Here is a 20430-nt window from a genome sequence, read left to right as displayed (position 1 = left end):
ACAATTTCAAGTTAACGTATTCAGGTCGGTCTTGTAATTTATTTTGGTTTTTTTAAAGATTAAGCATGCCATCTCGCCAACAAAGCACTTGTACCAAGTATGGCCCAATGATAATTTGCACATCACAAGGAATGAAAAGGTAATCACTGTACGTTTTAAGTACCTTCAACACAGACTTGAAACCTGAACTCACATCGCCACTTTTTTATTTGATAAACGGTCATGGAATATAAACAATCTAAAACACTATTCGAGCGTAGGCTTGATACGCCGGATCACGAACTTTACCTCGTCTCCATTCAGAGTGATGGAACTGTGTTATCTGCGTATGGCAGAGATGCACACAATTCAGGCGCCAAAACTGTATCTTGGAATGAATTTCTTCAAGGGGACATGAATTCCCTCGTAGAAAAAACAATGGGAATAGCTGTACTTAATGAAGTGCTTGAAAAATTACGGGCGCTGCAATCATAATAAGAAAATACGCTGAAGATGACATAGATACCATAAGAGCTCCGACGTTGTCGGGTTTTACGCTTTACACAAAACAGCTTCTTAGCCGCCCTATTTGTGAAACCAAAGCGACAGGGAAAAGGCACAGGCAAACAAGTGCTTACTCATGCAAAAAAATTAAAGGCTGATATTGACGCTTTGTGTATACAAAGAAAATCAAGCAAGCTATCAGTTTTACCTATCTCAAGGCTTTAGTGTTATCGCTGGACAAAGAGATGAACATACAGGGTATCCAGAGTACGTGACGAGTACAAAGGTTTAGTCGGTCGAATAGTGCTCCGATTATTCTAACCCACTACACCGTGATGGTTATGTGCTACTTGCAAACAGCCCAATGGTTTAAGTAAAACCTGAACGCGCAGGCATCACCTCTCGGTGGGTGAGCCGCCTAAAAGACTCTTTACATCCTCACTCAAATTGCGTTAACCACGCTTTTAACTCACCATTTAACAAGGTTTGCTGCTCTTTACTCATCCCTTTAACCAATTGGGCTTGAATGGCGATATGCGGTTCAATCAGCTTTTCAATCAGGGCGAGGCCTTCTGCTGTCAATTCCACCGTTACACTGCGGCGGTCTTCTTTACAATGCTCACGTTTGATAAGGCCTTTTGCCGCTAGCTTATCTAAACGATTGGTCATCGCGCCAGAGGTGAGTAGCATGGTTTTAAATAGCTCTGATGGGGTTAAGCGAAATGGCTTGCCGCTGCGGCGCAAGGTAGCTAACACATCAAATTCACCCAAATTTAAGCCATATTGCTTGTGCAGCTTTTCAACTTCGGCTTCCATATGTTTAGCTATGCGCACTAAGCGACCCATTATCGCCATGGGCGTTGTTTCTAACTGTGGTTTTTCGCGAGCCCACTGCTCTTGTACTCTATCAATCGCATCCATCAATATTTGCCCCGACAACAAACTTTGTAAAGAAATATCTTAACATAAAGATACTTTACAAAAAGTGTTTTTAGTAATACCTTAACGCAAAGTATCTCAATATGAAGATAGTTAATGTGAATATACTCCTCGCGATGATCCCTGCATTTTTATGGGGCACCACGTACGCGGTGACACAATACACCCTTGCGGACTGGCCGCCTCTTTTACTTGGCGCTATTAGAGCGCTTCCGGCAGGGCTTATTTTGCTTGCAGTTAAGCCGAGTTTGCCAAAAAAAGCAGACTGGAAAATACTATGCGCCCTTGGGGCGATTAATATCGCGGCCTTTTTTAGCATGATCTTCGTGATGTCGTTAACGCTACCGTCCGCCATATCGAGCGTGGGCATGGTGTCTGTGCCGGTGTTCGCCATGCTTTATCATTGGTTAGTTAACAAACAACGTCCGGGATTAGTGCAGGCTTTATGCGGCGCGGCGCTTATTGTGTTGGCCTGGTTACTATTTGATCCGAGTTCACTGAGTTTAAACCCTCTTGGTTTAGCGGCAATACTTGCGGCAATAACCTGTATCGTGATCGGCAGCTCAATCACTAAGTCTCTTGGTGATCGCATGCACTGGTGGACAGTATTAACTTGGCAACTCATTATTGGCGGCGTTATTCTCACGCTAGTGTCTGGTATTCACGGTGTTATCGCACCAACGAAGTATATTGCGGCTATTAACAATTTTTCGATGACTAATCTCAGCGGCATATTATGGGTTGTGCTCCTTAACACTGCGCTGGGCTATAGCTTGTACGTATGGTTACTACAGCGTATGTCTGTGGTGGACTTTACCTTTGGGGGTATTGCAAATCCGATTGCGGGTATTTTGACAGGGCTGGTGCTACTGGGCGAGGCGTTCACGCCGCTTCAATATAGCTTAATGGTTGGCATGATTGTAATGCCGCTATTACCGCAAATTATCATCACTACCCTACGAAGCCGAGCTGTGCCTGCTAAGTGTGAGGTAAACTAACCAGTCGAGCGCATAATAATGTATGCGCTCATTCCGTCAAATAGATGAGTTAGAGTACTAATCGATAAATATACAACGACTCGTCACTTGCTACGCCCAGATCATTGACACAGGACTCAACAAACTGGCCGCCTATTTTTTCAATGATCCGCTGGCTTGCAATATTTGACTGTAAACATTGAAACTCCACAGTTGTAATATCGCTTACCTCTCGAAGCTTGGCTATAACCTGCTCAAGCACTTGTCCGATTAAACCGTTGCCTCTTGCTTTTTCGCCAAGCCAATAGCCGATTTCGGCGGTTTGTGTTTGAGCATCCATATATTTAATCCCAAACACACCACAGAACTCGCGATTAAACTCTATCGCAGACCAAACTCCGCCGACTTGGTTGTTTATACGCGTGTCTATGTATCGTTCTGCATCAGCCTCTGTATGTAATGCTGCAACCCATGGCAGTACATTTTGTAAACTTTCACGACTACTTTGTACGCAATCAAATAATGGTTTTGCATGCGTCACAGCAAGGTTTTGTAGTTTGAGATTGTCAGAAATATCTAGTTGCATAGGATATTCAGCTCCATTTACACATCTTTATTCAAACACAGGTCTAAAGAAGCTGCGTTCATAGCTGATTATGCAACCAGTATCTTCTGCAAATTTAATTGCAGCCTGACATTGTGCATCTTGAAACGATCCGTTGCGATACGTTTCATAAGCCGCCAAACTTGGAAAAGTGAATAATGCCAAGGCGATATTACTTGCGCCTTCCGATGGTAAAAAGTAACCATTATGCTGCCCACCAAAGCGATTGACGAGTGGGATCCACATTTTGGCATATTTCTCAAAGTCAGCGATTTTTGTCGAGTCAACAACGTATTTTAAGTAGCAAGTAACCATACAACCTTTCCTTTTTGTTAAAAACACCAGTTTCACATTGCTCTACACACCGATAGACAGTGTGCGAGATTACTTTAAGCGTTAATAACATGAAGTTAAAGGGATATGGGACTATCTGTCTCGATTAAATGCTCAAACTCCCGTATTGAACTCAGCGTAAAGCTACTGACAATAACAGACACACTGAGAGCGTATCTTAGCTGCAACTTTTAAAAAAAATGATGGAATTCCATGATGATCACCATTGATTCTTTGGTGCTATATGTAAGTGATATCAAGCTAAGCGAAGCGTTTTATAGACAGCTATTTCAATCTGAGGCAGCGCAACTTTCTCCAACTTTTGTTTCTATTAAGTGTGCGCACAACGTCTCCATTGCACTTAAACAAAACACAGCCCTTACACCGCCAAGTTGCATTACCGGGGGCGGTTCTGAAATCTCTATTATGCAACCAAGCCAAGAGGCGTTTTTGGCTTTATACGATACATGGAAATTACTAGATATTGAGTTTGCTCAGGTCCCGCAAGCCGAGGTATATGGCGCTAGTTTTGTCGTATTAGACCCTGATAGACATCGTATTCGCGTGTTTACTAATGATAAGGTATGGAGCTATTTCTAGCTCTATACCTTTCTTCTTCCATCACACATGGAATTCAAATTTATAGTTTGTAATGCAGACTCAAACTAATATTTCTTGGCTCACCATATGCTAGCTGCGAGTAGAAGCCGATCTGACTGTAATATTCTTTATCAAAGGCATTATCAACGTTTAATTGTACTGATAGCGCCTCATTATGTTGGTATCTAGCCATTAAATTGATAAGTGAATAGGAAGGCTGTTCAACTCGTACATTACCTAATGGTGATTTTATGTCAGTGTAGTTTTCACCTTCCCAAGAGATACCTGCACCCAATGTAAATTGGTTATATTCAAAGGTATTGAATAGCCTAAATATTTTTCGAGGAAATCGGGTATTAACCGTATTTGATGTGCCGCTACTATCTTCAGCGGTTGCTTCGAATGCGGTATAATTGGCATTAATTTTCCAGCCATCCATGATCTGACCAACCACTTCGAGCTCGTAACCGTCACTTTCAACGCCATCCGCTTCCTTGTATGCAGCTAACTTATCAGGACGTGGAACAAAATCAGGGTCAACAACCGCTAAATTCTCTTGTTGTGTTTGAAAGTAAGTTATATTGGTATGTAACGCATCATTGAAATAAGTGCTTTTCAAACCAATTTCATAATTGATCCCAGTGAGAGGATCTAAGTAATTGTCATCAGCGTCAACCGCATTCTGCGGCTTAAAAATTTCAGTATAACTTGTATAAATTGTATGACTGTCAGTTAAGCTATATAGCAGCCCCGCATAGGGAATAAATACGTCATCGTCGCCATAGTCTTGGTCTTTGCCGTAGGAGACCCCCTGCCTATTCCAACTCGCTAACCGTGCACCAACAATTGCCTTAAACTTATCGCTCAAATGTATCCGTGTCGCAGCAAAGTAACCTGTTTGCTCCGTAGTGTAATCTTGGCTGGTGTATTTTTGGCCCCAATCTGGCTGGTCAAATTCTCCGTTCCACTCAAAAAAGTTCATGACCGGTTTGGCAGTTTTACTACCACCGCCTTCAAAGCCATAATATACAAAGTCTTGATCGCTCTTAGCAGCCCCAAGTACAAATTCATGTTCACGGTCAAACAAAGAGTACATGCCTTGTAACCTGACACCAAAGTCAACCTGCTCTCTTTCATTTTCTAGCCGCGATGCAGAAGCAGTCATCCCGCTTCCCGTCACAGGATGAGGAAGCCCGGATACCCACAGTAAATACATATCCGCAGTGCTGACATTTTTATTCGCATGGGCAACCAACTCCCATCCATTACTAAAGCTGTGATGTAGGTTTGCAAAAAATGTTTTGTGTGTACTGGCCCAACTACTCCATTTTGCGGCCACTGAAGCTGAACGATCAAAGTCTGTACGGCTGAGATCAGAGTGGAATATTGGCAGCCCACCCCATTGAGAGCCTTTGGGTTCATTGTCTTGAATGCTATACCCTAATCGCAGTAAGGTTGCATTCGACAAATCTGCATCAACGGTGGCATAAAAAACCTGTTTACTCTTTTTTTCATAGTCAACAAAAGAGTCTCCCTCTTGTAGCACCATAACTGTTCGGCCACGGATAGAACCACTCTCGTTTAGCCCTGTCCCCAAGTCCAAACTCGCATAATAATTGTTCCATCGACCTAAGCGCGCAATAACCTTGCCGCTGAGCTCACTCGAATTTGCGTGTTTACGAACTAAGTTAATTGATGCAGACGGATCTCCTGCGCCAGTCAACAATCCAGTTGCTCCTCGCACGATTTCAATGCGTTCATAGAGTGCCGTGTCGGTGAGTGACTCCCCAGCACTCTGTGCACCATTCCACTGTACTGGCACGCCATCGATTTGATAGTTGTCAACATTGAAACCTCGAGACGAAAACGCATTCCTTGAGCTATCATAGGCTTTGGCCGAAATGCCAGAAGCGTTGTTAATCACATCGGTTAGAGAAGTTAATGCCTGATCTTCAATGCTCTGACGAGTAATTATGTTCACGGTTTGTGGGGTTTCTTGCAATGTCAGACCCAAACCTGTTGCCGTATCAATTGGTTCATTAACAACATAACTGCCCATCACCGCAATACGTTCAATTTCCTTTTGGGGTGTCAGAGAAGTGTCTAATTTATGGATTAAGAGGCGGTTTTCGCCAACTTTAGTTGCAACAAGCCCGCTTCCTTTTAATAGAATTTCGAGTGCCTTTTCTGTCGTATAGTCACCCTTCACTCGTATTGTTCTTTGCTCTGCTAGCGTGACGCCAACAGCTGTGATTTGCTGTTGCGTTGCAGCAGACAGTTCAGCTATTGCTGTAGAAAGCGGTTGAGGATCTATATTTAGTTGGTATTTGGTATCACTGGCATAAACATTCGCAGTTGCCAATATAAGTCCTGCGCTAGAAATAAATAAGCTCCGTCTACATATTCTCATCGCACGCTTAAACTTATTTAATCTAAAAGTGTTGCTTTTCATGGTCATCCTCTATTTTCATGTACCAATTTTTGTATTTCACCACTATGACGTCTACGAGTTAGCAAATCCGTAAAAATTTCTCAAACTCTGTTTTAGTGCAGCTGTATATCTCAAGATAAGTCGTAGCTAAAAGGTAACCGTAATATTTGTAAATACGAGTAGCGAAGGCATAGTCTGAACTTACTGGGATAGAACCTCTTTACAAAATTTTATTGCTACGGTGAGACGCTTTTCCACACTTGAAAGACTAATTGCTAGCTGTGCAGCAATATCTCGTTGCTTGATACCATTGAAGGTGTACATGAAGAATATTTGTCGAGTTAACAGAGGCAGTTCATCTAACGCGATACGTAAACAACGAAGGTCACATGAATCGATGTAGGATTTTGAAATATCGGGTATTTGGCTATCGACATACACCTTCATATACAGGCTTTCGCTCTGAGTTCTAACCTGCTTACTGCGGAGATAATTAATGACCTCATTGTGAGCTGAGCGATACAAATATGCTGTTGGGTTTTCCACTGTACGCTTTACTTTCTTCAATAACAGCTTTTCAGCAATTATCTGCAGAATGTCTGATGCGGTGTCTGAGCAGCCAAGTTTTCTTGTCAGAAACCGCTTTAGCGCACATTCATTGGAGGAGAGTGACTGTAATATTTCTTGTGAATACATCATTTATAAGTCAACGAGCAAGTCCTTGCGAAAATCGAGAATGATAATAATTACCATTTAACGAGATTGCAATACTTATGAGATGTAAAGTTCCTAACTGAGGGGCTGTTCCTTATAAACTGGGTCCATGACAAGACAAATAGCCAATACACGGATGTGAAAGTGATTTATTAGTTTATATAAAAACGCTTTTCTCAGACGTCCAGCAATTAGAGTTTGTTATACCAGTTGTATTAAGTAAATGATCTATCTTGAAGCGGGGAAATAGCTTTAGTAGCACCGCTCTCGCGTCCTGCTACCGCTAAGGTACCTATCTCCATATAGGCAAGGCAAAAATTTTGCTATTTAGTTGTTCTAAATGAGAAATTTTTAACGAAGCTAATATGCTATTTCACCCTTCAAATTGATTAGAGAATTAATTCAATTGGTATTATATCAAGGTAAAAGACGAAGCTGGCAATTTTCATGTTTGAATGTTAAATAACCTTTACTTGAGCTCAGGGCATGACAGGCAGGGTAATAGTGAAGCAGCTTCCGACACCAACCTCACTTTTCACCAAAAGCTCGCCGCCATGCTCTTTAATTATGTCATAACTTATTGAAAGGCCTAAGCCTGTCCCCTTACCAATAGACTTAGTCGTAAAAAATGGGTCAAATATCTTGTTTGTTATTTCTTCGGGGATCCCTATTCCATCATCTTGTATTTGGATCAATACACACTCATGATCTAGCCTAGTCGATACTCTGATCTCTCCCTCACTTTCCAGTGCCTGAGCCGCATTGATCAGTAAATTCGTGAACACTTGAATTAGTTTCCCTTGATTACCAAGCACTTGAGGGATTTCATTCAACTGTGTGATCACTTTTGCATGATATTTAATTTTACTCTCTACCAGATTTAACGTTGTCTTTATACAGGCATTAATATCGCAAGGTTGCAACTGAACGGTATCTGTCCTTGAAAACTGTTTGAGGTCATTCACAATAGCAGAAACTCTCTGTACCCCCGTCATCGACTCATCGATAAGCTCGTTACAATCACGGTTAATAAAAGTAAAATCTTTATCTTGAACGAACTGATTGAACGCTCTGAGTGTATCAGGTTCAAGTCCGAGCTGAATCGCACGTTTTGCAAGCTCTGCGTAATCACTCTGATAATGACGCATCACGTCGAGGTTGCTCGTGACAAACCCTAGGGGATTATTTATTTCATGGGCTACTCCAGCCGCCAACTGACCTACTGAGGCCATTTTTTCTGAGTGTACGAGCTGCTGTTGAGCTGCTTCAAGTTCTTTATTGGTTGCCTCAAGTTGGTGATTTCGTTGATTTAGCTTTTCTGTTCTTTGTGCTACCAGTTCTTCTAAGTTTCTATTTAGCTCAACCAAATCATGTTGATATCGTTCTCGACGCTCATGTTCCTCAGCTAAAGTTTGTGATAACTCATCAAAGGCCAAAGACAGCTCTTGTAACTCATCTTTGCTCTGTATTGGTTTCCATTTGAAATCAAATACGCCATTTTTGACATTACTAGCAATAAATTTTGCTTGGCTTTTCAATATATACAGATTGGTTGTTAAATATATACCTAGAAAATAAGAGAAAATAGCTACTAGCGCCATTTCAAACAGCGCAATAGAAACCGTCCAACGCTTTACTTCTGACATAGTGCGATTGATTGTACCAATATCAATGCCTATCTGAATGGTGCCAAAAAGCGCCTTTCCTTCGACAATATCGGCATGAACATCAAAAATACCGTCTGTAACTTTTGCAACTAACGTATCACTCTTAAATATACGTTCTTTAAACTGCTCATTGCCCGCAAAAGAAAGGATTTGCTTCTCACCATCGATGACTTTCACATAGAGAATATCAGGGTTACTTAATAGTTCATTGGTAAAGGCATCTAGAGTCGCTAAATCGTATGACAACACCGCATTCTTTGTCGCGCTCGCAAACAAACTAGCGGTCGTTGTTGCGCGTTTATTCATGGCGTCATTTGCAGACTCCATCATAAAATCAATCACCACAAATATGAGTGCACTCAGCAACACCGCTTCAATAATGGCAGTGCCAATCATAGTTTTAAGTCTTAACGATACTTTTTTCATTCAGTCGTGGCGCTTCTTAATAATCGGTGTACTATTTACCAACCAAGGCTTCTAATTCTAATGCTTTTATGTCTTGCCAATCCTCATTCGACGCCGCCATAATGCCTTTGAAATTAACAGCTTCGAGTAGCCGAATTCCTTCTCCAGTCAGTTCAAGAGAGAGCAACGCGTCAACTAATCTTTGCCTTGCGTCTTCTGGCATTACTTTTTTTACGGCGAATGCATGTGGTGTGTAACCCCTCGTCGTCCAAAGAATGTCGAGTTGCGATTTAATTTTAGGGTCGGCATTGTTGAAAGTGCGCATTACACCGCCCCCTGCCTTGGCAAATCCTCTCGACACATTAAGATAAACGGAATCATGGGATGAAACATATTTTGGCGTAAACTCAATGCCTTGTTTCATCAGCTCCCCACGGGGCAAAATGCTTGCAGCAAATGCAGCGGGAGCCGGAAAAGCAAGCGTTTCTCCTTGCAACTGTGACAAGTCAGTAATACCCGCTCCCTTTTTAACCACGATGATCCCTTTGATCATTTTATCTCTTTGCTTAGCGATAGCTTGATAACCTGCCCGCTCATTAAACACTACAAAGTGGTAGGGGTTCATGTATGCCACATCATATTCTTGTTGTAGCACTCGGGCTTCAAAGGTGGGTATATCTTTAGCGGTTTTAAAAGTGTAGTGATCTCCAGTTTTATCATTGAGATAATCGAGAATAGGCTGCCAATTCTTGGCTAACTTATTTGCAGACTGCTGGGGGACAAAGGCAAATGTATAATCAGCGCTAAAGCACGAAAATGAGAATAACCATATAATAATGAGTAGAGCTTTTATCATTGCCTCGCCACCTAAACGATAAACACTGTTTGAATAAAGACTTAAGCCTAAAGAAAGTATAGAACATATTAAAAAAACAGTTTGTATTTCAATATCGACAAAGAAACAAGTGATTTACAATACCCAACAATTATGAAACGTTAGAGAGGTACCCAATTCAGGGTTACAAGAGTTAAGGAAGATAAAATGAAACTATCAATAAAAAAAACAGCATTAAAATCACTAACGTCAAATAAGCAACTTGCACCAAATATGACACCAAACATCGCTGGAGGTGCTGTTGGACCAGATAGCAGTTACGCACCGACAGAACAAAATGATTGTTTGCCGACAGATACTTTCGCATCCTCTCCGGGTCCCGGACAGCCTTGTAACATTACTGGGATTTGCTAATATCCTTTAAGCAGTAGCAACTGACTAGGTTGCTACTTTGTTATTTCCTCAACTAGTGCTTCAGCCAACCAAGCCGTAAAGCGCTCCATAATTAATGTGCTCTTTCGGTGGGTTGTCTGCCTGACCCAATAACTGTAACCCTCAAAAGCTTTAAATTCTGTCTGCTTATACAACCACCCTTGCGTAACAGCTGTTCTCGCTAATACATCGCTCATTAAAGCCATGCCTTGCCCAGCCACAGCTGCCTGCATGACAAAGTGCTCTTGCTCAAAATAGCGTAACTCATACAAACTTTCATCGATGTGTTCATGGCAAGGAATATTTTTAAGCCCACTTTCATCTCGCCAATGGGTAATAAATAACACCGGTTTACCTTGCCTGGGCGGCTGATAATTTGGGCTTGCGTACATCCCTATCTGCTCTTTGATAAGATGGATTTCATTAGAATTTGATTCAGCGTTGCCATAGCGTAGGGCGATATCAATGTGCTTTTCTTTGTCTAAGTCAATTAGCTGATCACTTGCGCAGATTGTGACCGTTTGATTCGGAAAAGCGCGATTAATGGCAGCCATATTCGGTGCAAGCCAAAGTGCAGCAAACGAATTACAGCATGAAATCAGTAAATCGTTTTTTGGCTCCATAAACTCTATAAACGCATTATCTAATCTATTGAGTGAGTCAATACATACCTTTGCCAGTGCCTCTCCTTGCCTCGTTAATTGCACTGCTCGCGTTTTGCGCTCAAAGAGCTGGACTCTTAATTGTGATTCCAAAGATTTTATCTGATGTGACACTGCCGTGGGCGTGATATTAAGTGCTCGTGCTGCATCTTTAAAGCTCAAGTAATGCGCAGCAACCGCAAAAGTTTTTACATTATTCAAAGACGGTAAGTGTGTAAACATCGCAAACCTATAAGTTAGTTTATCTCATCTATGAATGGATTCTTCTCAGTTGTCACATTGCTCACTTAAGCACAGAATAATGCACATAATACAACTGGAGATAAGCCATGAAAAACATTCTATACATAAGTTGCAGCGTAAGAAAGTACAGTGAGAACGAAACACAACACCAATCAATAAGCAGAATGTTGGGAGAGCAGTTTTTAAGTACTTTTAGTCAAATTACACATAAAGTAGAAATCATCCATCGCGATCTTTCCGTAAAACAACCTGCATTTATCGATGAAAAATTTATTGCGGCTGCATTTGCAAAAGGAGCTTTGAGCGAAGAGCAGCATTTAATACTTGCTGAGTCTGACGAAATTATTAAAGAGGTGGTCAATGCGGATATTATCGTGATCGCAAGTCCTATGTATAACTATGGCATGCCCGCCGTACTAAAGGCTTGGTTTGATCTGGCAATCCGAGTTGATAAAACTTTTAGCTTTGACCTAGCACGAGGTGATAAACCGCTTGAACCAATTTTATCGGGTAAAACTCTCGTATTATTGTCATCTTGGGGCGAGTTTGCATTTAAAAAGGGCGAGTCACAATATCATTTGAACCACCTAAGTAGCCATATCGAGCAGCTGGCTCCATATTTAGGTGCTGAGGCGTTTTATGAAATCGCATCTGAGTATCAAGAGTTTGACGACGACAGGCATAAGCGATCTAAAGCGCTTGCAATTGAAGAAATCAACAACCTCGTACATATGCTAAGCAATCAAAATAGCTAAAAGAAATGGCCTACTTAACAATAGACTGTTAAGTAGGCAAAAAACATAAACTTAATACGCCGTGTCTAAATTCGCGACGACTTGAATAGATACAAAATTATCAAATTTACTATCGCCTCTAAGGTCATTATTCCACTTTTCGTCCAATAATGCTGAAAAAGACTTATTATCAACCGCTTGACCTTCATAGCCATATAAATAGATAGATAACACTTCAAGGTCTACTTGACCTTCAGGCTCGGGGAAGACTTCTCCGAATGACAGATCAGGGATTTCTCCACGGATACCGCCTTCTATGTCCCAATCAAACCTAGTTTCAGCCGCATCATCAACGAGAAAACTAAATCCCCAACGCGCGCGTGCTAAGCGCTCGTCGGTTGAGGAGAAATCATAATTGGTACCTGAACTGTTGGATGCTGCGAGCAAATCATCAAATAGATTAGGTGAAATTTCAGGCAATTGCGTGAGTACATAATTGCCATCACTCCCAACTGAATTTTGCGCACGGATGTAAAAGTTGATGTCGACACTATTGACCGAAGTACTTTCGGTAATATACTGGTTTAAGAAATTAACATCAGTAAGAGTTGGAAAAATATACATAGGATCTGCAGACTGACCGCTAACGGCATTACCGAAAACATATCGCTTTTGACTCTTTAGATAACCTCGAGTAGAGATAAATTCCGCATTAGTCCAAGAAATAGGCTCAATTGCCAAACCATCATAAACAAAGTCGCTGTTACTTAGTTTAATGGTATTACTGTCTGTGGGAACTTCAATAATGGCTGCTTTACCAAGATTAATAAAGGGAGCGGTTGCAGTAATGTATAGCTCAGTTTTATCAGGGCAAATTGTTACCGAGTCACGTAAGAAAGTGCTAGAACCATATCGGATACTAGCATTGGCGTAATCTCCGGTTAACTCAGATTTATCTATATTGTATACTGAACAGCCGCAATTCTCGCTGTAATTCTGGAAGTAAAAGTTTCCGAGGTTTTTTCTCTGTGAGATATCTAATTCTGTATATATCTGTTTAAACTCTTCTAGGTCTCTGTCTTTCACATCACCTATTACAGATAGATGCATCGTGCCTTTAGGCACCTCGCCATTAAACGTACCACTGCTATTTGTTTTTGCAGTACCGACGGGTTTACCATTGACGTCATGGAAAACGATATCTGTGCTGATACCTGTATCTTTCCCGCACTGGTACTGGTAAGTGTTAAGTGAAATCGTTTGAGCAGCTGGCTTTGTACCTCCGCCAATTTTCCCTGTATCATTCGATGACGAACCGCCACATGCCGACAGAGTTAGTGTTAAAAATGATGATAGTAAAGTGAGCTTATAGTTTTTCATGTAATGTCCATTTTCATTTTTTACCTAAAATTATCACAAATAAACCCCCTGTGTATCAATAAAAAAATCTCTCTTGTGACAAAATATAACAACTCCTTGTCAACGACACTAATTGGTTATCTTGAGGCTGCACAAATTCTACGAAATAGCTGTACTAATACCAATTGAATTAATTCTCTAATCAATTTGAAGGGTGAAATAGCATATTAGCTTCGTTAAAAATTTCTCATTTAGAACAACTAAATAGCAAAATTTTTGCCTTGCCTATATGGAGATAGGTACCTTAGCGGTAGCAGGACGCGAGAGCGGTGCTACTAAAGCTATTTCCCCGCTTCAAGATAGATCATTTACTTAATACAACTGGTATAAATTGGGTGAAGTTACAGTAAGACTAATTGGTGTGATACTTTCTGGCAGTTGGTTCAGCTTAATGAAGAAGGAAATTTATGTTCGAAAGAGGAGAGTTTGATTTATGCAGACTAATGGTGGGTGTCCACACAAGCGATTACTTTACGTGGACACCAAAAGGGTTTAATTAAAAGTTATTAGGCATTCAAAACACTAAGTAATCTGTCTTTTGAGGAAGAAAGTTCAGCCTCACTTGCTTCAGCCAAGTAACTAATTAAGTAGATCTCAAGGCTACTTTCCTCACCTTGGAGTTTTGCATCAAGCATTGCGACTTGCTCAGACATTCTCTCGCTTTGCAGTGCTTCTGGTGAAGACTGGTTCGTCAAAATCTCAAGCCTCAACAGCAGTTGAGCGGTGTTTAATGAGGTTTTGTTGGTACCTTGCCAAGAACTCGGAATATCACCGCCCGTTTCTACCGCTTCCACCAGCTCATTGAACTTCTCGCGACGCTGTGAAGAAAATAGATCATCTAATTTTGATTTCACTTGTGACAATAAACGATTCTTTTCTTGCTTCAGTCCTGGCACGACAGTAAACGTATTGAGTTCATCACGAATAGCAGCTAGTTCATTTTGAGTTACCGCTTCGATGACTTTGTTGTCGAACTCTGCTAGCAGCTGACGCTGTTCGGCTTCCTGCGACTTCTCCTGTGCTTTTTGCTCGGCATATTGTGCACTACGCTTTTCAAACACGGCATCATTATGGGCACGAAATGCTTTCCACAGGGTATGCTCTTGCTTGGCACCGGCAAAACCAATTTGCTGCCACTGCTTTTGCAACGATTTCAATAAGTCACAAGCTGCAGCCAAATCTTCAGCCTCTAGTTGTTGGCGTGCAGTTTCAACTAGCTTTGCCTTTTCAACGGCATTAGCTTGATGGAAGGCTTTTAGTTTCTCGTAAACTGCTTGATGATGCTCACGATAAATCGAATTCAGCTTTTGATAGATTTTAGCATCCACATTGCCAGCATTTTTCCACGCTTTGGCTAGGCGATTAAATTGTGCTTCAACTTCTCGCCAATCAATACCCTCGTTATCCAAAGTACTAAGCAGTACTTTCACTTCTTCAATTACTGCTTCACGTGCAATTTTTGCCTGCTCACGCTGCACTTCCTGCTCCGCAAAGTAAGCGCGACAAGGTACAAACAATAATTCAATTTTTTCATCAAATTGAGCTGCTTGTGCCTTTTCCTGTTCAGTTTCAACATGACCAAGTTCGTTCCAACGTGTTCTAAGTAATTTTACTTCCTCAGCACGTTTAACGGGGTCAACCGACTCCTCAGCCAGTTTGATATCAAGCTCCGCAAGCAATTCTTCACGTTTAGGTGTGGCTGCATACTTTTGCCAATCTTTAAGATCTTTTAATGTTTTAGACAAGCTTTCATGCTGACTTTCGAGCTGTTTTTTGTAGCTTGGTGTAAGCAGCTCGAAATGCTCGATAAAACCATTAAAAACACCAAATGCTACGTTAAATCGACCTTGATCAATTAATCGTTGAACATCGCGTGCTTTCTTCTTCGCGATTTTGAGTGCTTTTTCTTGCTCATTTTTAAGCGGCTCAACAGCTGTCATAAACACATGGCTTGTGTCTGATAACTCAGCTTTTGCCGATTTATGCAATACCTTAGGCAGTGAATCTAGTGCTTTACGCGCTGCAACATAGCGGTCTTTTTGTTCTTGCATTTGGGTATCGAGCGCTTCTAACGAAGTTGGTACTTCGACTGCCTTCAACTCTGAGAGGGCATTATTGAAGGTTTCACTTGCAGCAATAAGTGCTGGCAAATCGGCAAGATCACGCTCGATATTTTGCAGTTTTCTGGTGAACTCACCAAGTGATTCAACAGCGATATATTGCGGTGCGGCTATCTTACCTTTTAATACTTCACTACGTTTAACCAGTGCATCGTGCGGAGCTAAGTCTAGTGTTTTACATGCAATTTCAACCGATTTTTCAATGGCTTCAAGTTCAGCAGTTAATTCAGCGACCTCTAGGGCTTCATTTTGCTTTTGCATTAACTCAGCTTGCTGCGCTTGATGTTTAACTTGTAACTCATTGAGGTGGCGGTTTAATTTATCTGCTACTTGTTGATACTTTGCATCTAGTGCAGTTACCGTTTCAGCATCTAACCACTTAAGCTCAATGCTTTGCCACTGCGCAAATAACTGCTGTGCTTGCGCATTCACAGTTTCATAGTTTTGCTTATCTCTTAGCGCGTTTAACTTGGCAAGCACAACTCGCGTTTGCTCAGCAACTTGAGTAGGCATTTCTTTTGCTAATCGCTGCTGCTCCAGTGATCCGTTAAGAGAAGTAAGCGCTTCACCTTTGGCTGCTTTTAGGACACTCTTTTCGAGTGAATGCTGTGCAATCAGTTCCAACATGGCAATCTGAAGAGCTTCATCACCGTCTTTGAACGATTTTTCGATTAACGTGGCGTTCGCAAGGCGCTTAAGCAGTTTAACTTTATTTGCTAAATCGGTTTCAATTAACGCGACTTTCTCAAGTGTCTTAGCTGGCGCATAGCGTTCAATGTATTCTTCACGAATGTTGCTCTGCAGCGCGGTGTCTTGGTTAATGACCGCACTCGAAATTTTCTGCTCAGCAAGCTCTTTTAGCTCGCTATCTTGCTTATAAACTTTCCACCAAAGACCAAGGTCATTTACCTTAGTAAGTACCTTTTTTCTGATCTGCGCAGACTCGTCCTCTAGTGCCAACGTGTGTAATAAACTTGCGTCTTTGCTCAAGTCTAACTTGTCCACTGCTTGTGAGCGAACATCAACCTTAGGGTGTTTCCATTTCGGTGTAAAAAGGTGTTTAAAGATCATTTTCACTGAACCTAGCTATTTCGTTGTCGGCTTTGAATTCTTGTTGTAATTCGCGTTTGGATTTTTGCACCATCTCACCTTTTTCGTTGATGGTGAATTGCTCATTAGACTTTGCTACTTTTGCTTGATATAGCATGACTAACTGCACGGTTTGCTCTTTCTGCGCATCGCTTAGCGGCGTACCATCAGGCCACTTTCCAGTTGACGCGCCGTATTGCAAACGCTCGAATACTTCAGGGGTAATATTTTGAACTAAGCTATCTACATTCATTACTACTTTTTCTTTTTCAAAATAACGAGGATGACTCGATTAATTAAGTACCAAACCGCACCAATGCCTATAGCGCTTTTGCTTGCGATCATTTCAAACGAGTTAGGTTCAGGCTGCTGCCAATAGATATATAAGAATCCACCTAGCACTAGGATCAGTGCAATAAACGAATAATTCATTACAGATTGCTGACGTTTTACACGATTTCTAGAGACCGTTCTCTCTCTGTCTTCTTGAGAAAAGTCTGCTAAATTGGTTTCACAATGCGGACAGGACTTATGTTTGGAGGAAATAGATTTACCGCAGCTTGGGCACTGTGCTATTGCCATCGTGTTACTTCTCCATAATACAAAAAAGGGCACCTGTGAGGCGCCCTATTCTACTACCTTTGCGAACTCTTGTCCTTAAATGACAAGATAATTTTAATTAAAATTCGCTCACTGTTTGTGTTCTTTGTTGAAATCTTCCCAGTATTCTTTAACCGAAGATTTCATTTCTTTTCTGAGTAGTAAAATACCAAATAAGTTAGGTAAGGTCATCACTACAATGGCCACTGCCGCTAACTTCCATACCAATGTGGTGTCTGCAAACGACGCCCAAAAGAAACCGGCAACATAAAATACGCGATATGGCATAACCGAGCGGCTACCAAGTAGATAAATCATCGCACGGTCGCCATAGTATGACCATGCAATTGCAGTAGAAAACGCGAATAACAACAAGCCAATTGAGACGATGTATTTACCATTTTCACCTAAATAACCTCGGGTAAACGCTTTTGTTGTCAGCTCTGCCGAGTGCACTAAAGAGTGCCCAATCAAACTAATACTATTGTCCGTTGGCAAACCGTCTTTCACTTCCACTGTTCCTGTGTACTTGTGACGCTCGGTAATACCAAAACGCACTTGCTCACCAATAGAGCGCGAGTGGATAACGGTAAAGTTTTCTGTAACCGCTTTACCCTGTACGACCTCAATTTCACCATTGAAAGGCTTGACATTGTGCTCTTTTTTACCATTCAAGTAAGCATACAGTGCTTCTCGATCTTGTTGGTTCGACTCCTCATACTTACCGTCTAGAATAACCATAGACGAGCGCTCAAAGTGGGTTTCGAACTTTTCAGTCCACACGCCCGATGACAAAATAACCAATCCCGTCAAGGTACAAATAATGATTGTGTCAATAAATGGTTCAAGAATTGAAACCATACCTTCAGACACTGGTTCATCGGCTTTTGCCGAAGCGTGCGCAATTGGTGCTGAACCTTGACCCGCTTCGTTTGAAAACAGACCTCGGTTAACCCCACGGTTGAATGCATACGCAAAAGAAGCCCCTAAGAAGCCGCCAGCAGCAGCTGAACCTGTAAAGGCATCTTCAAATACAGAAAGGAACGAAGGAACGATATTTTCGATATTATAAAAAATCACCGCAAATGAACCGAGAATATAAATCGCAGCCATTAATGGCACGACGCGAGAAGTGATAGCAGCAATACGCTTGATACCGCCAAGAATAACGAGCGCAAGTAAAACTGAAAGCACTGCCCCTGTCGCCATCGGGGCAAAACCAAAGGTCGCCTCCATGCCTTGAGCAATGTTATTGATCTGCGGCAAACTACCTGTACCAAAAGAGCTGATTACGGTCGCAATCGCAAATAAAACCGCTAGCCATTTCATGTTTAGGCGGCGATCCATATAGTACATTGGACCACCAGCCATTGTGCCATCATCAGTTTGGACACGATATTTATGAGATAAAGTCACTTCCACAAACTTGGTTGTCATACCAAAAAATGCGGTCATCCACATCCAAAACAATGCCGCAGGTCCGCCAATTGAAATTGCCAATGCTACCCCACCAATGTTACCGGTACCAACCGTACCAGAAAGCGCCGTAGCTAGCGCTTGGAAATGGGTTGTATCCCCTTCAAGGCCTTTCTTATCGAATTTTCCAGTCACGACTTTACAAGCGTGTTTGAAATATCGGATCTGTGGAAATTTTAAGTAGATTGTAAAAAATAAACCTACCCCTAACAGTACATACGGGAACCAAGGTGAACCACCTAACATTCCATCTAAGCTATCTAATAAGCTGCCTAACGCATCCACGAATATTCCCCTTTATTGTTGTTATTACACCCTGTTGAGGTGTTCTACCTTATTTTTTAATATTAATTTGCTTTAAATATTATTTTGTTGTTCTTTTAAACCCACAAAAATAAACGGGTAATCTAAATGGCGATTACCCGTCTTTATACTTACCTTAAGTCGTCAACCACATTTAAGATTGCAGCTAAGGTATCTTGACCAAACTGATATGAACGTCGGTCTGACCAGCCAAAGTATGGATCCGGCAGGTTTGCATTGTCCTTAAACGGCATTTCAACGGTATAGGCCAAAGCTTTGAATGCTTCACCAACAGCACACGATGCTACGGTAAGATTTGCTTCACCCGGTGCATCTTTGTCGTAACCAAATTCATCTTGGAACTCAGGTGTGATAGTTAACAGTGCCGCCTTGAAAGATTCTTCCAAACGCTGTAGACGTTCATCATAACTCGGAATACCTTCACTACCCGCAACGAAGTTGTACGGAAGTGCTTCATCACCATGAATATCGAGGTACATATCCAGCCCAGTTTCATGCATTTTATTTAATACATAATAAACTTCAGGTGAGTTCTCAAGTGTTGGCGTTTGCCATTCACGGTTTAGGTTTACGCCTTTTGCATTTGTACGCAGGTGACCACGAACGCTGCCGTCCGGATTCATATTTGGCACGACATAAAATACCGCTTTCGACAACAGTGCCGCGGCATGTGGATCTTCGTCATCCAATAGTTTGTGAAGTAGACCTTCAACGAACCACTCAGCCATCGTTTCACCCGGGTGCTGGCGCGCCGTGATCCAAATCTTTTTCTTCTCATCTGACGGCTCACCAATAGTGAGCAAACTCATATCGCGGCCATCAAGCGTTTGACCTAGCGTCTCTACAACACATGTATCGTGGGCTTGAGCCCAGTAGACTAAGTCTAAATGACGCTCATAACTATAAGGCGCAAAGTAAGCAAAGTAGGTATGAGCACATTCAGGCTCAAAATCGATAGTTAATGTGCCATTCTCGTAACGGGTTGGCACACGGAACCAAGTTTGACGATCATAAGATGCAACCGCGTGATACTCATCCCAACCCTCTGGGTATGCTGAGTTTAGTAGTTGGTTGATATGAATTTTGTGCTCTAAAAAAGGCGTAGACTCAAGTCTAAAGTGAAACCATTGAAAAAAGTCAGACTCATTGTCTTTATTGATTTCTAGCTGAATATCCGCAGGTGATTCTGCTTTTACCACCTTGATATTACCACTATCGAAATTACTCGTAATGCGCATAGGTTTCCCTAAATAAGTTAAAAACTGTTGTGTAAATACACTGTTACCATACTTAGCTTGACGTTCATTAAGAACAATATTACAACTTCAAAGGTGTAATGCTGC

The 20430-nt window shown here is 41.6% G+C and carries 19 protein-coding genes; 5 read left to right on the top strand and 14 right to left on the bottom strand.

What is annotated here, in order from left to right:
• The first annotated feature begins 222 nt into the window (after positions 1-222).
• Positions 223-474, top strand: coding sequence for a hypothetical protein (locus DRB05_RS06955; RefSeq protein ID WP_128726286.1), 252 nt, complete (start codon positions 223-225; stop codon positions 472-474).
• 447 nt (positions 475-921) lie between these two features.
• On the opposite strand, the gene DRB05_RS06945 is transcribed toward DRB05_RS06955, so the two are convergent.
• Positions 922-1404 carry a MarR family transcriptional regulator gene (locus DRB05_RS06945; RefSeq protein WP_128726285.1) on the bottom strand — a complete coding sequence of 161 codons (483 nt, stop codon included), beginning with the start codon at positions 1402-1404 and terminating at the stop codon, positions 922-924.
• Between the two features lie 116 nt (positions 1405-1520).
• Here DRB05_RS06945 and DRB05_RS06940 point away from each other — a divergent pair, with 116 nt between their 5' ends.
• Positions 1521-2420 (top strand): EamA family transporter, encoded by a 900-nt coding sequence (locus DRB05_RS06940; RefSeq protein ID WP_193554559.1) that lies wholly within the window; start codon positions 1521-1523, stop codon positions 2418-2420.
• Positions 2421-2469: 49 nt separating this feature from the next.
• Here the strand turns inward: DRB05_RS06940 and DRB05_RS06935 are convergent, their stop codons facing one another.
• On the bottom strand, positions 2470-2985 hold the full coding sequence (locus DRB05_RS06935; RefSeq protein ID WP_128726284.1) for a GNAT family N-acetyltransferase: 516 nt from the start codon (positions 2983-2985) through the stop codon (positions 2470-2472).
• A 27-nt stretch (positions 2986-3012) separates the two neighbouring features.
• Complete coding sequence (locus tag DRB05_RS06930) at positions 3013-3318, bottom strand: NIPSNAP family protein (RefSeq protein ID WP_128726283.1); 306 nt, start codon at positions 3316-3318, stop codon at positions 3013-3015.
• A gap of 231 nt (positions 3319-3549) precedes the next feature.
• On the opposite strand from DRB05_RS06930, the gene DRB05_RS06925 reads away from it, so the two are divergent.
• Positions 3550-3936 (top strand): VOC family protein, encoded by a 387-nt coding sequence (locus tag DRB05_RS06925; protein ID WP_235956554.1) that lies wholly within the window; start codon positions 3550-3552, stop codon positions 3934-3936.
• Between the two features lie 40 nt (positions 3937-3976).
• Here the strand turns inward: DRB05_RS06925 and DRB05_RS06920 are convergent, their stop codons facing one another.
• The 4 genes from DRB05_RS06920 to DRB05_RS06905 all read right to left on the bottom strand — a co-directional run bounded on the left by DRB05_RS06920 (position 3977) and on the right by DRB05_RS06905 (position 10009).
• On the bottom strand, positions 3977-6388 hold the full coding sequence (locus tag DRB05_RS06920) for a TonB-dependent receptor (protein WP_128726282.1): 2412 nt from the start codon (positions 6386-6388) through the stop codon (positions 3977-3979).
• A 180-nt stretch (positions 6389-6568) separates the two neighbouring features.
• Positions 6569-7066: an RNA polymerase sigma factor gene (locus DRB05_RS06915; RefSeq protein ID WP_128726281.1), complete on the bottom strand. Its 498-nt coding sequence runs from the start codon at positions 7064-7066 to the stop codon at positions 6569-6571.
• A gap of 494 nt (positions 7067-7560) precedes the next feature.
• Positions 7561-9174 (bottom strand): ATP-binding protein, encoded by a 1614-nt coding sequence (locus DRB05_RS06910; RefSeq protein WP_240036220.1) that lies wholly within the window; start codon positions 9172-9174, stop codon positions 7561-7563.
• Positions 9175-9205: 31 nt separating this feature from the next.
• Entirely contained in the window at positions 9206-10009 is an 804-nt protein-coding gene (locus DRB05_RS06905; RefSeq protein WP_128726280.1) for a PhnD/SsuA/transferrin family substrate-binding protein, read from the bottom strand.
• A 186-nt stretch (positions 10010-10195) separates the two neighbouring features.
• Between DRB05_RS06905 and DRB05_RS06900 the strand changes: the two genes are divergently transcribed.
• On the top strand, positions 10196-10402 hold the full coding sequence (locus DRB05_RS06900) for a hypothetical protein (protein ID WP_128726279.1): 207 nt from the start codon (positions 10196-10198) through the stop codon (positions 10400-10402).
• A gap of 32 nt (positions 10403-10434) precedes the next feature.
• Here DRB05_RS06900 and DRB05_RS06895 read toward each other — a convergent pair whose 3' ends face one another.
• A complete protein-coding gene (locus DRB05_RS06895; protein ID WP_128726278.1) occupies positions 10435-11304 on the bottom strand; it encodes a LysR family transcriptional regulator in 870 nt (289 codons plus the stop codon).
• A gap of 107 nt (positions 11305-11411) precedes the next feature.
• Between DRB05_RS06895 and DRB05_RS06890 the strand changes: the two genes are divergently transcribed.
• On the top strand, positions 11412-12080 hold the full coding sequence (locus DRB05_RS06890) for an NAD(P)H-dependent oxidoreductase (protein WP_128726277.1): 669 nt from the start codon (positions 11412-11414) through the stop codon (positions 12078-12080).
• A gap of 51 nt (positions 12081-12131) precedes the next feature.
• Here DRB05_RS06890 and DRB05_RS06885 read toward each other — a convergent pair whose 3' ends face one another.
• From DRB05_RS06885 to DRB05_RS06860, 6 genes are all read right to left on the bottom strand, one after another.
• Entirely contained in the window at positions 12132-13439 is a 1308-nt protein-coding gene (locus DRB05_RS06885; protein ID WP_128726276.1) for a hypothetical protein, read from the bottom strand.
• Positions 13440-13984: 545 nt separating this feature from the next.
• On the bottom strand, positions 13985-16669 hold the full coding sequence (locus DRB05_RS06880; protein ID WP_128726275.1) for a DUF349 domain-containing protein: 2685 nt from the start codon (positions 16667-16669) through the stop codon (positions 13985-13987).
• Positions 16659-16940 (bottom strand): DUF1315 family protein, encoded by a 282-nt coding sequence (locus DRB05_RS06875; RefSeq protein WP_010371878.1) that lies wholly within the window; start codon positions 16938-16940, stop codon positions 16659-16661. Before DRB05_RS06875 ends, DRB05_RS06880 begins: the two co-directional genes overlap by 11 nt.
• A gap of 2 nt (positions 16941-16942) precedes the next feature.
• Positions 16943-17269 carry a hypothetical protein gene (locus tag DRB05_RS06870; protein WP_128726274.1) on the bottom strand — a complete coding sequence of 109 codons (327 nt, stop codon included), beginning with the start codon at positions 17267-17269 and terminating at the stop codon, positions 16943-16945.
• A 108-nt stretch (positions 17270-17377) separates the two neighbouring features.
• A complete protein-coding gene (locus DRB05_RS06865; protein WP_128726273.1) occupies positions 17378-19048 on the bottom strand; it encodes an AGCS family amino acid carrier protein in 1671 nt (556 codons plus the stop codon).
• A gap of 149 nt (positions 19049-19197) precedes the next feature.
• Entirely contained in the window at positions 19198-20325 is a 1128-nt protein-coding gene (locus tag DRB05_RS06860) for a M14-type cytosolic carboxypeptidase (RefSeq protein ID WP_128726272.1), read from the bottom strand.
• Positions 20326-20430 lie beyond the last annotated feature (105 nt).

It is taken from the genome of Pseudoalteromonas sp. A757 (assembly GCF_004103285.1).
In the GTDB taxonomy this organism is placed as follows: Bacteria; Pseudomonadota; Gammaproteobacteria; order Enterobacterales; family Alteromonadaceae; genus Pseudoalteromonas; species Pseudoalteromonas galatheae.
Note: the sequence above shows the minus strand (reverse complement) of the source record. Positions and strands in the feature narration are given on the sequence as shown.

Coding starts and splice junctions, on each gene's coding strand:
- DRB05_RS06955 (WP_128726286.1), top strand. CDS start 223: ATGGAATATAAACAATCTAAAACACTATTCGAGCGTAGGCTTGATACG.
- DRB05_RS06945 (WP_128726285.1), bottom strand. CDS start 1,404: ATGGATGCGATTGATAGAGTACAAGAGCAGTGGGCTCGCGAAAAACCA.
- DRB05_RS06935 (WP_128726284.1), bottom strand. CDS start 2,985: ATGCAACTAGATATTTCTGACAATCTCAAACTACAAAACCTTGCTGTG.
- DRB05_RS06930 (WP_128726283.1), bottom strand. CDS start 3,318: ATGGTTACTTGCTACTTAAAATACGTTGTTGACTCGACAAAAATCGCT.
- DRB05_RS06925 (WP_235956554.1), top strand. CDS start 3,550: ATGATGATCACCATTGATTCTTTGGTGCTATATGTAAGTGATATCAAG.
- DRB05_RS06920 (WP_128726282.1), bottom strand. CDS start 6,388: ATGAAAAGCAACACTTTTAGATTAAATAAGTTTAAGCGTGCGATGAGA.
- DRB05_RS06915 (WP_128726281.1), bottom strand. CDS start 7,066: ATGATGTATTCACAAGAAATATTACAGTCACTCTCCTCCAATGAATGT.
- DRB05_RS06910 (WP_240036220.1), bottom strand. CDS start 9,174: ATGAAAAAAGTATCGTTAAGACTTAAAACTATGATTGGCACTGCCATT.
- DRB05_RS06905 (WP_128726280.1), bottom strand. CDS start 10,009: ATGATAAAAGCTCTACTCATTATTATATGGTTATTCTCATTTTCGTGC.
- DRB05_RS06900 (WP_128726279.1), top strand. CDS start 10,196: ATGAAACTATCAATAAAAAAAACAGCATTAAAATCACTAACGTCAAAT.
- DRB05_RS06895 (WP_128726278.1), bottom strand. CDS start 11,304: ATGTTTACACACTTACCGTCTTTGAATAATGTAAAAACTTTTGCGGTT.
- DRB05_RS06890 (WP_128726277.1), top strand. CDS start 11,412: ATGAAAAACATTCTATACATAAGTTGCAGCGTAAGAAAGTACAGTGAG.
- DRB05_RS06885 (WP_128726276.1), bottom strand. CDS start 13,439: ATGAAAAACTATAAGCTCACTTTACTATCATCATTTTTAACACTAACT.
- DRB05_RS06880 (WP_128726275.1), bottom strand. CDS start 16,669: ATGATCTTTAAACACCTTTTTACACCGAAATGGAAACACCCTAAGGTT.
- DRB05_RS06875 (WP_010371878.1), bottom strand. CDS start 16,940: ATGAATGTAGATAGCTTAGTTCAAAATATTACCCCTGAAGTATTCGAG.
- DRB05_RS06870 (WP_128726274.1), bottom strand. CDS start 17,269: ATGGCAATAGCACAGTGCCCAAGCTGCGGTAAATCTATTTCCTCCAAA.
- DRB05_RS06860 (WP_128726272.1), bottom strand. CDS start 20,325: ATGCGCATTACGAGTAATTTCGATAGTGGTAATATCAAGGTGGTAAAA.